Annotated in this window: 11 protein-coding genes and 1 riboswitch; of the genes, 7 read left to right on the top strand and 4 right to left on the bottom strand. The window is 48.5% G+C overall.

Translation table 11 applies throughout. The annotated features are described in order from the left end of the window. Positions 1 to 71: 71 nt before the first annotated feature. Complete coding sequence (locus R2103_RS06325; protein WP_317530642.1) at positions 72 to 1118, bottom strand: transglutaminase domain-containing protein; 1047 nt, start codon at positions 1116 to 1118, stop codon at positions 72 to 74. A 138-nt stretch (positions 1119 to 1256) separates the two neighbouring features. Between R2103_RS06325 and R2103_RS06330 the strand changes: the two genes are divergently transcribed. Continuing rightward, positions 1257 to 1952: a dienelactone hydrolase family protein gene (locus R2103_RS06330; protein WP_317530643.1), complete on the top strand. Its 696-nt coding sequence runs from the start codon at positions 1257 to 1259 to the stop codon at positions 1950 to 1952. Between the two features lie 31 nt (positions 1953 to 1983). On the opposite strand, the gene R2103_RS06335 is transcribed toward R2103_RS06330, so the two are convergent. The 3 genes from R2103_RS06335 to epsL all read right to left on the bottom strand — a co-directional run bounded on the left by R2103_RS06335 (position 1984) and on the right by epsL (position 5511). Further along, positions 1984 to 2747 (bottom strand): IS5 family transposase gene (locus R2103_RS06335; protein WP_317529838.1). Its coding sequence is split into 2 segments (ribosomal slippage): positions 1984 to 2432 and positions 2432 to 2747, totalling 765 coding nucleotides; the frame shifts between segments, so codons are not numbered across the junction. Between the two features lie 32 nt (positions 2748 to 2779). Then, the gene (locus tag R2103_RS06340; protein WP_317530444.1) at positions 2780 to 4228 is read right to left on the bottom strand and encodes an undecaprenyl-phosphate glucose phosphotransferase; all 1449 of its coding nucleotides are present in this window, start codon (positions 4226 to 4228) and stop codon (positions 2780 to 2782) included. After that, positions 4225 to 5511, bottom strand: a complete 1287-nt coding sequence (epsL, locus tag R2103_RS06345; RefSeq protein ID WP_317530445.1) for an XrtB/PEP-CTERM-associated polysaccharide biosynthesis outer membrane protein EpsL — start codon at positions 5509 to 5511, stop codon at positions 4225 to 4227. The genes R2103_RS06340 and epsL overlap by 4 nt, the downstream gene beginning before the upstream one ends. Before the next feature lie 503 nt (positions 5512 to 6014). On the opposite strand from epsL, the gene metK reads away from it, so the two are divergent. The 6 genes from metK to aceE all read left to right on the top strand — a co-directional run bounded on the left by metK (position 6015) and on the right by aceE (position 14291). Continuing rightward, on the top strand, positions 6015 to 7178 hold the full coding sequence (gene metK, locus R2103_RS06350) for a methionine adenosyltransferase (protein ID WP_317530644.1): 1164 nt from the start codon (positions 6015 to 6017) through the stop codon (positions 7176 to 7178). A 49-nt stretch (positions 7179 to 7227) separates the two neighbouring features. Continuing rightward, a riboswitch (S-adenosyl-L-homocysteine riboswitch) is annotated at positions 7228 to 7306 on the top strand. A 19-nt stretch (positions 7307 to 7325) separates the two neighbouring features. Beyond that, entirely contained in the window at positions 7326 to 8759 is a 1434-nt protein-coding gene (gene ahcY / locus R2103_RS06355) for an adenosylhomocysteinase (RefSeq protein WP_317530645.1), read from the top strand. Positions 8760 to 8898: 139 nt separating this feature from the next. Further along, positions 8899 to 9753, top strand: a complete 855-nt coding sequence (gene metF, locus R2103_RS06360; RefSeq protein ID WP_317530646.1) for a methylenetetrahydrofolate reductase [NAD(P)H] — start codon at positions 8899 to 8901, stop codon at positions 9751 to 9753. A gap of 192 nt (positions 9754 to 9945) precedes the next feature. After that, positions 9946 to 10635 carry a hypothetical protein gene (locus R2103_RS06365; protein WP_317530647.1) on the top strand — a complete coding sequence of 230 codons (690 nt, stop codon included), beginning with the start codon at positions 9946 to 9948 and terminating at the stop codon, positions 10633 to 10635. An 82-nt stretch (positions 10636 to 10717) separates the two neighbouring features. Next, positions 10718 to 11584, top strand: a complete 867-nt coding sequence (gene folD, locus R2103_RS06370; protein ID WP_317530648.1) for a bifunctional methylenetetrahydrofolate dehydrogenase/methenyltetrahydrofolate cyclohydrolase FolD — start codon at positions 10718 to 10720, stop codon at positions 11582 to 11584. A gap of 34 nt (positions 11585 to 11618) precedes the next feature. After that, positions 11619 to 14291 carry a pyruvate dehydrogenase (acetyl-transferring), homodimeric type gene (gene aceE, locus R2103_RS06375; RefSeq protein ID WP_317530649.1) on the top strand — a complete coding sequence of 891 codons (2673 nt, stop codon included), beginning with the start codon at positions 11619 to 11621 and terminating at the stop codon, positions 14289 to 14291. Positions 14292 to 14332 lie beyond the last annotated feature (41 nt).

Here is a 14332-nt window from a genome sequence, read left to right on the forward strand (position 1 = left end):
GCGAGGCTTCTATTTTTTATTCCGTTGAGATTCTTGCAGTCTTTACCGATTGTTAATAAATAGCCATGGTGCTAAAACTTGGCGCCGGTACCGACGAGTTCGGCTGAAGTGATTTTATAGGAAAAGTTCTCGTGATCCAGACTATCCAAGAGTTTTCCGTCAATTTCCGCTTGCGGATACATGAAGAAAGGCAATTTGCTGGCGGCATTACCAGGATTCAGCGCCAGATCTTCGGCGTGGTTGAACGTCAACCAATTCATCTCCCAGGTGCCGAAGAATTTTTCTCTTAATTGCATGATTTTTGCATCGTCCAGCGGCAGTTTTTCCAGTTTGGATACTTGCCGCACATCGGATGGGTTTACCGGTATCCAGCCGTGCCCGGCCAGAAAGAATTCCGCGCGGCAGTGCTGCGCTTGACTGATGTCGCCATACTGTCCGATGGAATCGTGCAGGCTTGATTCATTGATACGGATACCGTATTGATTACGCGCGGGAATATTGGCTGCTCTGGCCAGTGCGACAAATAATGAGTTCAAGTCAACGCATTTTCCGTTGAGTTCATTTTTCTCGAGCATGGTTCTGACATCGCCTTGACCGCGTCCACGTGTATTTTCATCATATTGCGCATTATCGATTACCCAATCATAGATTGCTTTTGCTTGTTGCACGGTCGTTTCGGCATGCTTTTCTTTCAAAATGGCATGAACGGTATCACGCACGATGCCATTGGTCGGCTTTAAATGGGTCGGGTTAATATAATGCTTGATGCTATTAGGTAACGCTGAATTCTTGATGGCGGGATAATGCGCCAGATCAAAGGAATGATGAGAGGTTTTTACGATGCAACTGACACTGACATGGCGTTGACCGCTTTTGGGTTTACCCTGCCACTCCGCTTTGAATGCCGGGAAGGGATTCGCGCCAAGGGTGGAAAATGATGCTTTGCTGGCATTGCCGCTCCAGTTACTGCCTTGCGTGAATTGAAATGCGGAATCATTGGTGTCGGGAAGCGGGAGCCATAAACGGGCTGTATTGCCTTTGGCCGGAAGATCGATCTGATAACTGAGGCGGTAACTGGTCCAGTTGCTGAAGTCCGATGAGAGCAGTTGCTTAGCCATTAAGGATGAAGCAGGGAAAGAGAGTACACTTGTGCCGATTAATTTTATAAAATCCCTGCGTTTCATAACTTCCTTTATGGTGAATTCGTTGAGTTGCGGAATTTTATCTGATCGGTTTTTTATGTCAATGCAATGTGAATGGGTATTTTTTCACCGATGAAAAAAGCCATTGATTTATTACCCGCTGTGGAAATTGAAACCGGCGGCTCACCGGCGTATGCCATCGTGTGGCTGCACGGTCTGGGCGCTGACGGTAATGATTTCGTGCCTATCATCGATGAACTGACGCTGCCGTCCGGCGCGTCGATTCGATTTATTTTTCCGCATGCGCCGGAGCGTCCGGTCACGATTAATAATGGTTATGTGATGCGCGCCTGGTACGATATTTATCGCGCAGACTTTAACGACCCTGAGGATCAATCCGGTATCCGGGATTCGCAACAAGCGTTGGATGCTTTGATTGAAAGAGAGATGCAGCGTGGTATTCCTTCCGGTCACATCTTTCTCGCCGGGTTCTCGCAAGGCGGCGCAATGGCATTGCAGACCGGATTGCGTCAAAACAATCCGCTGGCTGGCATCATCGCCTTGTCATGTTATTTGCCGCTCGCGGAGACTCTCGCAGTGGAAGCCTGTGACGCGAATGCAACGACACCGGTATTCATGGCGCATGGCATTTACGATCCGGTAATACCACTCTCACATGCTGCGGCGTCTCGCGATAAATTGCTGGCAACCGGTTATCCGCTCGAATGGCATGAATATCCCATGGCGCATAGTGTATGCGAAGCAGAAATTGCGGATATCAGCCGCTGGCTGCGGCATATTATCGGTTAGCGATTAACCCAACGATTGATGCTAGGGCCTGTTAACACAATCTGATTGCTTCGACGATGAGAGCGAAGTGGATAAAGGAGATGAAGACGACATCGAGCTTATCGAACCTGGAGAAGATGCGGCGAAATCCCTTGAGCCTTCTGAACAATCGTTCGATCTCGTTGCGTTTTTTGTACATGGCACGGTTGTATTCCCAGGGTGACAAGCGATTTGCTTTGGGCGGAACAACCGGGATGTAACCCAAATCTAGTGCCAGTTGCCGGGTTTGGTCGCCCTCATAAGCACGATCCATCAGCAGGTAGGTGGGCGTATTGACGGGACCGAGGGAAAGCAAAAGCTGCCTGCCCTCTGGCGCATCGTGGGCGTGACCGGGCGAGAGGGCAAAGCCTATGGTTGTTCTGGAATCTGCGGCAACCAGATGAATTTTGGTGGTCCATCCACCTCGAGATTTTCCGATGGATTGGGGGCCGTTTTTTTTAACGCACCCGTACCGTCGGGATGGACTTTGATGCTGGTGCTGTCCAGCGAAACAGTTTCAATACGGATACGGATGATTTGCTGATGCTGAAGTTGCCCAAATACATGGCTCAGTACACCACTCTTTGCCCAGCGATTCATGCGGGTATAGATGGTATGCCAGTTGCCGAATCGCTTGGGCAGTCCTCGCCACTTGCAGCCATGCTCGGCAACGTAAAGAATGGCATTGAGAACTTGCAGATTGGAATGGCTGACGTTGCCACGCTGACGCGGCAGGCAGTGCTCGATCTGTTGATATTGAGTTTCGGTGATTTCCATCACCAAATTATATCAAATAGCGTTAACAGGCCCTAGTAAGCATTATCTTTTTTGAAGACGACCAAGACGGTTTTGAAGATGATCCAGAGGTCGAGCCAGATGGACCAATTTTTGAGGTAGTAGAGATCGTGTTCGATGCGGGCTTTCATTTTTTCCAGCACATCGGTTTCACCGCGCCAGCCGTTGACCTGGGCCCAGCCGGTGATGCCGGGTTTGGCCATATGGCGCAGCATATAACCCTTGATTAACTTGCGGTAGAGCTCATTATGCGCCACTGCGTGCGGACGCGGGCCGACGATACTCATTTTGCCTTCCAGCACATTAAAGAACTGCGGTAACTCATCCAACGACGTGCGGCGCAGGAAGCCGCCGATTTTGGTCAGACGCTGATCGTTCTGTTTCGCCTGTTGAATCGTGGCGCCATCCTCGGTCACCGTCATCGAGCGGAACTTATACACGATGATTTCCTCCCCATTCAAACCATAGCGGCGCTGCTTGAAGATCACCGGGCCGGGCGACGTGACTTTCACCGCCAAGGCAATACACGCCATGATGGGTGATAGCAAAATAATGATCAGCACAGCCAATATAAAGTCACTGATACTTTTCACCACCCCGTCGACACCGATGAAAGGCGACTCGTTCATGGCCACGACCGGCGTATCGCCGATGTACTCGAAACGCGCCTGCATCAAATCGAAGATATAAATATCGGGCAGAAAATAGATCGACGACGTGGTATCCGGCAACTCATCCATCAATTTCTGAATGCGCGGCTGCGACGACATCGGCAGACTGATGAACACCATCTCGGTATTATGTTTCTTGATATAAGGCACGACATCGTCCAATCCCCCCAAACGCGAACCGAAATCGTCCGGTCTGGTGATGGCAACGGCGGACGAGGGATCATCCGGCTCATCGGACTGGGAGCCGAAGTTGCCGGCGGCGATGCGTGAACTGTTGCGCTCATCGAAGAAACCCTGATAACTGATCAGCAAAAAGGGCAGCTCGGCAATGTGACGAATGAACGCCAGACTGTTTTCATTCGCCCCGATCACAATCGCCGAACGCAATTTACCCTTGTTGTACAGATTGTTGATAATGCTTCGCACCGTAATGTGGCTCGCAATCAGCATCAACGGCGTGACGATGAACCAAGTCAGCAGCACTTGCGGAGAAAATTGGTTGTGAAATTTGGTGGCATACCCCAGAAACACCAGGATAGTGATAATCATCAGCCAACCCACCACCGTATCGCGCATATAAGCAAACAAACGCCCCTTGCGCCAATTGCGGTAAATGAGAATGCGCTCGTAAATGTAGGTGGAAACGAAAAAGGTAATGATGACCAGCACCAGGTAGTAACTGGTGAAATCTTCATCGTACAACCAAGCGGTCAGTATCAGCATGCTCCAGATGATAAAAGGATCGAGCAGATGCTTGAAAAAGGCTACTATCGGTAAATCGTTAACTGTCATCGTTTTCCGTACGTGTATTGCAGATTGATATTGGCGCCATTGGCGTTAAATCCGCCCAATCTGTTATTGGTTTGTAAATCATTGTGATAAACCGAAGCCATCAGCTGCAAACCAGGGTAGGGGGCGTATATGAGTTTTACCGCGGCATTGCGAAGCGTATTGTGCGTGCCGATCGGTGCGAAGGAATCGGTAAAGATTGAAAAGTTATCAAACTTCAGATCCTGATAGGAAAAATCTCCTTGGAGTTTCACTTTTTGTGTGATATCCCAATACGGTATAAAACTGCCCCCGGTGTTAAGGCTGAAGCTAGCGGTAAGCATTTGCAGTGCAGCGGTCTCGCGCCAACCGCTCACCGATAATCCAACCCGGTCGGTGAGTTGCCAGCTATAGATTAGGCGGGCATTAAATCCGTTAAAGTCACGTACGGGGAAACTTGCATTGGTACGCTCTACCCATCCGCCCGTTCCGTAAAGATTCGATTTAGCGGTTACGGCCCAGTTGATTTTTGCCAATGCCTCTTTCTGATGATAGCTATTGTCTGTTAATGAACCATCGGCTGCCAGGACACGAACCGGAAAATCACCGATGGTGCCGCGAAACAGCACGCCGATGGTATTTCTGCCCGATGTCACAAAATCGATTCCGCCTTCGAAGCGATCTTCAATACGGTTAAGAAAGCGCAAGTTGGGACTGTTTGAATTGAGATCGTAGCGGGTGTAAGCGCCATTCAAACGCCAGCGTGGATGGAGACTCCAGCTGGCGTTAAAAAACTCGGTTTGCTCGGTTCTCACATTTTTAACACCCGGTTGAAACAAAAACGGCGCCAGTGACTGCACATAACTGGCACCCATATTACCTTCCAGGCGATTGCCAAGAAACCAATGCCAGCTGCCACTGAAATTCTTCAGGTTATTATTCATCTGATCGAATTTCTCAAAGCGGGTATGCGACCAGTTTAAATTCGCATTCAAGCGTTGCCGCCCGACCTCTTTCTCAAACATCACACCGCCGGTAAAACGGTGGGAGATATCAAAAAGGTTACTCGTGCCAAGCAACGGCACAGGATTCATGCCATCACGTATACGTAACATATTGTCGTCCGCGGTGAAGCCATAGCTGCCGAAAGGTTGTATCAGCTTACCAAATGCAGCGGCCCATGCGGTGTGGCTGCACAGCAGCAATACCATCCCCGCAGCCGTGAGCGCCTGCAGCCGGGTGGTTCGTGAGAAGCAGATTGCGATAGGCGTAATGGACTGAGTGATACGAGTAAATGTAACTTCCATGAATTGATGGTTCATTAACTTGAGATTCTCAGAGTTTCCAGTGGACAAAAATCAATGCGTTTGACACAACCTAACCTTCCCATAGCATGTTCTCATAAAATTATTTCTAACAACACTTTTTCGATAAGAAAAAACACTTCTTCGCTTCGCTACCGTCCCTTATTCGATATTTTTAACAAATTGGGTTAGAATTTCTTACAGCTAACGGGTGCGAACGGGTAATACACGCTACTAGGCTGATTATGTTGATGTGTAAACTGGATTGAATAGAGAACTCATTTTCGAAAAGCAATTGAATTGTCGATTTGTCCATAAAATACATATAAGCATAAAGCACGTTGTTATTGACAGCACTATGAAATAGATCAGCTAATCACCGTCTATTTCCATGATGCATAGCTCAATTCTTCCGTCACAATAGCATTGTCGAAATTGACAGAGTTCTATTTTCAAAGACACAATCCGCTATACTTAAAACTTATCATTATTTTATTGGTTAAATTATGAGTGAATATCTTTTTACTTCTGAGTCTGTTTCTGAAGGACACCCTGACAAGGTTGCCGATCAGATTTCTGATGCTGTATTGGATGCAATTCTGAGTCAAGATCCTAACGCGCGGGTTGCGTGCGAAACGTTGTGCAGTACCGGGTTGATTGTATTATCAGGCGAGATAACAACCCATGCATCGGTCGATTACAATATCATTGCGCGTGAAACGGTTAAAAATATCGGTTATACCAGTTCAAATATCGGCTTCGATTCGACTACATGCGCTGTATTGACTGCATTCAACAAACAATCGCCGGATATCGCCCAAGGTGTTAATCGTTCCAAAGAGGAAGAAATGGAGCAAGGAGCGGGCGATCAAGGCCTCATGTTTGGTTACGCTTGCGACGAAACACCACAATTAATGCCCATGCCCATTTTTTATGCGCATCGTTTGGTTGAACGGCAAGCCGAATTGAGAAAAAAAGGCCAATTGCCTTGGCTGCGCCCTGATGCCAAATCACAAGTTTCAGTGCGTTATCAGAACGGTAAGCCGCAGCAAATCGAGACAGTGGTGATTTCCACGCAGCACGATCCGGATATTTCACATTCCGCTTTGAGCGAAGCGGTTATTGAAGAAGTCATTAAACCGGTATTACCTGCTTCGATGATCAGTAACCGTATTCAATATCTGGTGAACCCCACCGGGCGTTTTGTGGTAGGTGGTCCGATGGGTGATTGCGGCTTGACCGGACGTAAGATCATTGTCGATAGCTATGGTGGTGCAGCGCATCATGGCGGCGGTGCTTTTTCCGGCAAAGATCCATCCAAGGTAGATCGATCCGCCACCTATGCTGGACGTTATGTGGCTAAAAATATCGTGGCGGCTGGAATTGCCAGTAGGTGCGAAGTGCAGGTGGCATATGCCATTGGTGTTGCACGACCTGTTTCATTGATGGTCAATACATTCGGTACGGGTAAAATTGCCGATGAAAAAATTGTTCAACTCATCGAAAAGCATTTTGATTTGCGTCCACGCGGTATCATTCATGCGCTTAACTTGTTACGTCCTATCTATGCCAAGACAGCTGCTTATGGGCACTTTGGACGTGAACTTCCTGAGTTTACCTGGGAAGCTACGGATAAGGCCGCGCAATTACGTGCTGATGCCGGTCTCTAAATTTTCTGTAATCTTTGCCGACACTAATAACCTTTAATTGGTTTTCCCCTATGGTGAGGAGCGCTGCAGCGGTTGGTTCCGCGAGGCTCAGCATAGGCGGGTATTTGTCACAACGGCGCTCGTTCATAAATTGAGGAGATGATTATTATGAACGCTGTGCTTAATTCCGATGGTAGTTTCTTTACTGACTATAAGGTTGCTGATATTGCATTGGCAGAATGGGGACGTAAAGAAATCGCGATCGCTGAAACGGAGATGCCGGGTTTAATGGCATTACGTAAGGAATATGCAAACCAAAAGCCACTGGCAGGTGCCAGGGTTGCCGGTTCTTTGCATATGACGATTCAAACGGCGGTATTGATCGAAACACTGGTAGCGCTGGGTGCCGAAGTGCGCTGGGCTTCCTGCAATATATTTTCCACTCAGGATCATGCAGCTGCTGCGATTGCTGCCAGAAATATTCCGGTATTCGCCTATAAGGGCGAGTCGCTTGAAGATTACTGGGAATACGCGCACAAGATTTTTGAATGGACGGCTGCCGGTCAATCGGTCGGCGCCAATATGATTCTGGATGATGGCGGGGATGCGACGTTATTGCTGATTCTGGGTACAAAAGCTGAGAAAAATCCTGCGGTTATTGCGAATCCAGGCAACGAGGAAGAAACCGCATTATTTGCATCGATCAAAAAGAAATTGGCAACCGAACCCAATTGGTACTCAACCAATCTGGCCAGGATACGCGGTGTAACAGAAGAAACCACGACCGGTGTGCATCGTTTATATGAAATGCAGAAAAATGGCGAACTGCCGTTTCCCGCTTTCAACGTGAATGACTCCGTCACAAAATCGAAGTTTGATAATTTGTACGGTTGCAGGGAATCTTTGGTTGATGGTATCAAACGTGCCACGGACGTCATGATTGCCGGCAAAATTGCTGTGGTTTGCGGATATGGTGATGTCGGCAAAGGCTGCGCACAATCATTGCGAGGTTTGGGAGCGACTGTCTGGATCACTGAAATTGATCCGATTTGCGCGCTGCAAGCTGCGATGGAAGGGTATCGCGTAGTAACGATGGACGATGCATGCAGTCAGGCGGATATCTTTGTTACCGCAACCGGTAATCTGCGCGTCATCACGCATGATCACATGCTGAAAATGAAGGATCAGGCGATCATTTGCAATATTGGTCACTTTGATTCGGAAATTGATATCGCATCCATTCAAAAATACCAATGGGAAAATATCAAACCGCAAGTGGATCACGTCATATTCCCTACCGGCCGCCGTATCATCGTGTTGGCACAAGGCAGGCTGGTGAATCTGGGATGTGCGACCGGCCACCCTTCTTTCGTGATGTCCAGCTCGTTTACCAATCAAGTATTGGCGCAAATGGAGCTATGGCAGAACGGTGCAAATTATCAGAAAAATGTTTATGTATTGCCTAAACACTTGGATGAAAAAGTGGCGCGTTTGCACATCGGAAAATTGGGTGTGAAACTCACTGAATTGACCGATGAACAGGCTAACTACCTGGGATTGAGCAAAAACGGTCCATTCAAGCCAGAAATGTACCGGTATTAATCGTCCTTCTTTTTTACTGGAAGAGCTGGCGCATGAATTTGCATCTGCTCTGCTGGTTCTTTCAGTAAGAAAATAATGATTATATCTACGTAGTTACGACAGCAGTCGTGCTAATTCTGTATCCATAGAGCTTGCAAAAATGGAATCACAAAAAAAATTTCCTCCTACTTTCAGCTTTGAACTTTTTCCACCGCAAACTCCCGAAGGTGTTGAGAAACTCCGGTTGACGCGCCAGCAGCTGGCACGATTCAATCCCAAGTTCTTTTCGGTAACCTTTGGTGCGGGAGGTTCGACGCGCGAGCGGACGCTCGAGACCGTGCTGGAAATTCAAGCGGAAGGGCATGTCGTTGCACCGCATCTTTCTTGTATCGGCTCAACGCAACATAACATTCGTGCCATTTTGGAAAAGTATTACGAAGCGCGAATCCGCCATATTGTCGCGTTGCGCGGTGACTTGCCGTCTGGAATGGCGCAAGCCGGCGAGTTTCGTTACGCCAGCGAACTGGTAGCTTTTATCCGGCAGGAATACGGATCTTCTTTCCATATCGAGGTAGCAGCTTACCCGGAATATCATCCACAGGCGCGGTCTGCGCAAGCGGATTTTGATAATTTCAAACGTAAAATTGAAATGGGCGCCAGTTCGGCGATTACGCAATATTTCTATAACGCCGACGCTTATTTTCATTTTGTTGAGTTATGCGAGGCAGCCGGTTTGAATATTCCGGTTGTTCCCGGCATCATGCCGATCAATAAATTTTCACAACTGGTCAGATTCTCGGACACTTGCGGCGCAGAGATTCCACGTTGGATTCGTAAGAAACTCGAAGGTTATGGCGACGACAGTGAATCGATTCACGCTTTTGGATTGGATGTTGTCACTGGTTTATGTGAACAGCTATTGCAAGCCGGTGCACCCGGATTGCACTTTTATACGTTGAACTCCGCCAACTTGACATCCGCTATCTGGCAACGTCTTAATCTTCACGCGCGCTAACAATCAACCCACCGCAGTGCATTGTTTTATCAGCTATTCCACATTAGTAAAACGTCGTACCAACGAAATCATCCGATGCGGTTTCATGGCATAAAAGCCACGAAACCGGAATGATCTTTTTCCTGATTCCCTCAGCCAGTATATAATGCGCATCAATATTCTGATTAAAATAAAAAAGCATGGGGTTTCAAAATGACAAAGAAGAAAGCTGCTTCTGATAAGACTACTGCAGAATTAGAGGGTGCAGATAAGACAGGTCCTGATGTTTCAATCATGGAAGCCTGTATTGCGCATGCCAAAGAAGTCAAGGCTACGCAACTTGAGCTTATTAAGAGCAAGGGTTACGACTTTGCGCCTGAATTCAGGGATATGACAGTTCAACTTTATTTGTTTGGTGTCATGTGGAAGCTCGCGGAAAACTTAGGAAGCGCTGATGATGCGCGTGAATTGGCGTTCGCGGCTCTAGCGGAATTTCTCGTGCAAGAGCGCATGCCCAAGCAGAAAGTGGACAAGCGTATTGAGTTTCTCAGGAAAATGTCCAAAATTGAAGAAGATCACAATGCACTGGCGGTCGCTATCGGTTATGAATCTGAGCCCGGTGATAACAGTCTGGTGGAAGTGTTTGATCATTACGTGGATGATACGCAAGTATCCGGCGCATTCTGGCGCTTGTACGATCGCGGCAGAAAGATTATGTTATACGGTGGTTTGGGAATTGCCTTTTTGGTGATTTGGTTTGTTACCTTATTCATGCCGGGAAATACCACGATTGCGATACTTGCGAGCGGGCTTATTGCTGCGGCAATTTTTGTCATTCCGGTATTTTTAATCGGTATTTTCATCTATCGCACAAAAATCAAGAAAGCGAAGCAAGCGAGCTAGTCCTGCTCGTGGAATCAAGATGTTCTAACTGTTCGGTGTATAGCAATTCACGTAGATTGATCAACCGGCTGCTGGTGTAAAAATGAGTGCTCAGATTATCGATGGAAAGAAATTGGCCGAATTGGTGCGGACTGAATGGAAAGCGCGCGCGGAAAAACTGATTCAACTGGGCATCAAGCCAGGGTTGGCAGTCATTATTGTGGGAGACAATGCGGCATCCAGTCTGTATGTCAGAAATAAAGTTAAAGCTTGCAGCGATATTGGTATTTATTCCGAAGTACATAGTTTTCCGCAGCATGCGGAACAGGATGAAGTATTGAATTGTATTCAGGTACTCAATCAGAATCCGCACATTCATGGCATTCTGGTTCAGCTACCGTTGCCCGCTCATTTTGAGAATAACCGCGTCATCGCATCCATCGCCGTTGAAAAAGATGTCGATGGTTTTCATCTGTATAACGTCGGCGCATTGGTTACCGGCAATACCATTTTTTCTCCTTGCACGCCGTACGGCGTGATGGTAATGCTGGAAAGAAACCGGATTCCGATTGAAGGACAACATGCGGTGGTGATCGGGCGCAGCAACATTGTGGGTAAGCCAATGGCATTCATGTTGCTGGAACAAGGCGCTACGGTGACTATTTGCACTTCAAAAACACGCAATTTGCAGCAATTTACCAAAAATGCGGATATTCTGGTTGTAGCGACCGGGAAGCCGCGTATGGTTACCGCCGGGATGGTAAAACCCGGTGCTGTCGTCATTGATGTCGGTATCAACCGATTGCCGGATGGGAAACTCTGCGGTGATGTCGATTACGACACCGTCAAGGAAGTTGCGGGTTTTATTACACCCGTTCCGGGAGGGGTTGGGCCTATGACCATCACCATGCTGTTGTGCAATACTATTCTGGCGGCGGAACGGGCCCAGACCGGTCTTAAAATCGGGTAAGCAAGTTAATAAACTTAAATGAGCGTGTGTGCATATGGAACAGCAACCGGACATTGATCCGCAGGAAACACAAGAATGGCTGGATGCGCTGGATTCGGTCATCGTCAGTGCAGGCGGCGAACGTGCTCATTTTCTACTGGAAAAACTGATCGAGAAAGCCCGCCGCTCCGGCGCTTATCTGCCTTATAGCGCCACGACCGCGTATATCAATACTATTCCCACAGGTAAGGAAGCACGCTCGCCGGGCGACAATGCCATCGAGCACCGGATTCGCTCGTATGTGCGCTGGAATGCGATGGCGATGGTGTTGCGCGCCAACAAAAATACCAATGTCGGCGGGCACATCGCCAGCTTCGCTTCAGCCGCGACGCTTTACGACGTGGGTTACAATCATTTCTGGCATGCGCCATGTGAAACGCACGGCGGCGATTTAGTCTATGTACAGGGGCATTCTTCTCCAGGCGCTTATGCCTATGCATTTTTATCCGGCGAATTGAGCCAAGAGCAACTGGATAATTTCCGCCAGGAAACGGGCGGTAATGGTTTGTCTTCGTATCCGCACCCATGGCTGATGCCTAATTTCTGGCAGTTTCCCACGGTTTCGATGGGACTTGGCCCGTTGATGGCGATTTACCAGGCGCGCTTTATGAAATACTTGGGCAGCCGCGGATTGGTCAATACCGACGGCCGTAAAATCTGGGCTTTCATGGGCGACGGCGAGATGGATGAGCCCGAGTCGCTCGGTGCTATTCCATTGGCGTCGCGCGAAAAATTGGATAATCTGATTTTTGTTGTTAATTGTAATTTGCAGCGTTTGGACGGTCCGGTGCGCGGCAACGGCAAAGTCATTCAAGAATTGGAAGGCGCTTTTCGCGGTGCCGGCTGGAATGTCATCAAAGTGATCTGGGGTTCGTATTGGGATCCGTTATTAGCTAAAGATACCAAAGGATTATTGCAGAAACGCATGATGGAATGCGTCGATGGCGAGTACCAGAACTTCAAAGCCAGAGACGGTGCGTATGTGCGCGAACACTTTTTCGGCAAATACCCGGAGCTGCTGGAGATGGTCGCTACGATGTCGGACGACGATATCTGGCGGTTAAACCGCGGCGGGCACGACCCTCATAAAGTCTACGCGGCGTATGCAGCGGCGGCAAAACATATCGGACAGCCAACGGTGATTCTGGCCAAAACGATCAAAGGGTATGGCATGGGTGAAGCCGGTGAAGCACAAAACATTACCCATCAACAGAAAAAAATGGGAACGACTTCGTTAAAAGCGTTCCGCAATCGCTTTGGTTTGGATATTCCAGACGACAAGATCGACGAAATCCCTTATTTGACGTTTGCCGAGGATTCGCCGGAATTCATCTATATGCGCGAGCGGCGCAAGGCGTTGGGCGGCACCTTTCACCGCCGTAAACCGCGCGCAGAAGCATTGCAGGTACCATCATTGTCCGCTTTTCAAGCACTGCTGAAGGCCAGCGGTGAAGGGCACGAATCGTCGACCACGATGGCGTTTGTGCGGATTCTGAATATTCTGGTGAAAGACAAGCAAATCGGCCGACATATCGTACCGATTGTTGCGGATGAATCGCGTACGTTTGGTATGGAGGGAATGTTCCGGCAATTAGGCATCTGGTCATCGAGCGGTCAATTGTATACACCGCAGGATGCGGATCAGCTGATGTATTACAAGGAAGACAAGCATGGGCAAATTTTGCAGGAAGGTATCTGCGAAGCGGGCGCTATGTCATCCTGGATCGCGGCAGCGACAGCTTATAGCACGCATGGGATCCAAATGATTCCATTTTTTATTTTTTATTCCATGTTCGGGTTTCAGCGTATCGGTGATTTGGCGTGGGCCGCCGGTGACATGCGCTGCCGCGGTTTTTTACTGGGCGGAACGGCAGGGCGCACCACATTGAATGGCGAGGGATTGCAACACGAGGACGGGCACAGTCATGTCGTTGCATCGACGATTCCCAACTGCGTAGCGTATGATCCGGCATTTGCGTACGAATTGGCGGTCATCATTCAGGACGGATTGCGCCGCATGTATCAAGAGCAGGAGGATATTTATTATTACATCACGGTGATGAATGAAAACTACACTCACCCTGAGATGCCGGTTGGTGCTGAAAAAGATATTTTGAAAGGCATGTATTTATTCTGTGAAGCGGATGCGGATGCGGATGCGGATGCTGAAGCACCGTGTGTGCAACTGCTCGGCGCCGGAACCATCCTGCGTGAGGTGATTGCCGCCGCAGAAATACTAAAACAAGACTATGCTGTGCATGCCGATGTCTGGAGTGTAACCAGTTTCAATGAGTTAAGACGCGAGGCTTTGGCTGTCACCCGCTGGAATATGCTGCATCCGCAACAACCGGCAAAAGAATCGCATGTGGAAAATTGTCTTAATGGCAGAAAAGGCCCCGTAGTGGCCGCGACGGATTATATGAAAATCTATGCGGATCAGATTCGTGAATTTGTGCCGGGCAGGTATCGCGTGTTAGGAACCGATGGCTTCGGCCGTTCCGATACGCGTCAGAAACTGCGCCATTTCTTCGAGGTCGACCGGTTCTATATTACCGTGGCGGCACTCAAGGCATTATCGGAAGAAGGAAAGATCACCCAGCAGCAAGTCACTCAAGCCATTGAGAAGTATGGTATCGATCCGGAAAAATCCAATCCGGCGGCCAGTTGACCGGTGATGGATCAACAACAATGAATGTGCGTCATTGCATT

The sequence above is a fragment of the Nitrosomonas sp. Is24 genome, from assembly GCF_033063335.1.
In the GTDB taxonomy this organism is placed as follows: Bacteria; Pseudomonadota; Gammaproteobacteria; order Burkholderiales; family Nitrosomonadaceae; genus Nitrosomonas.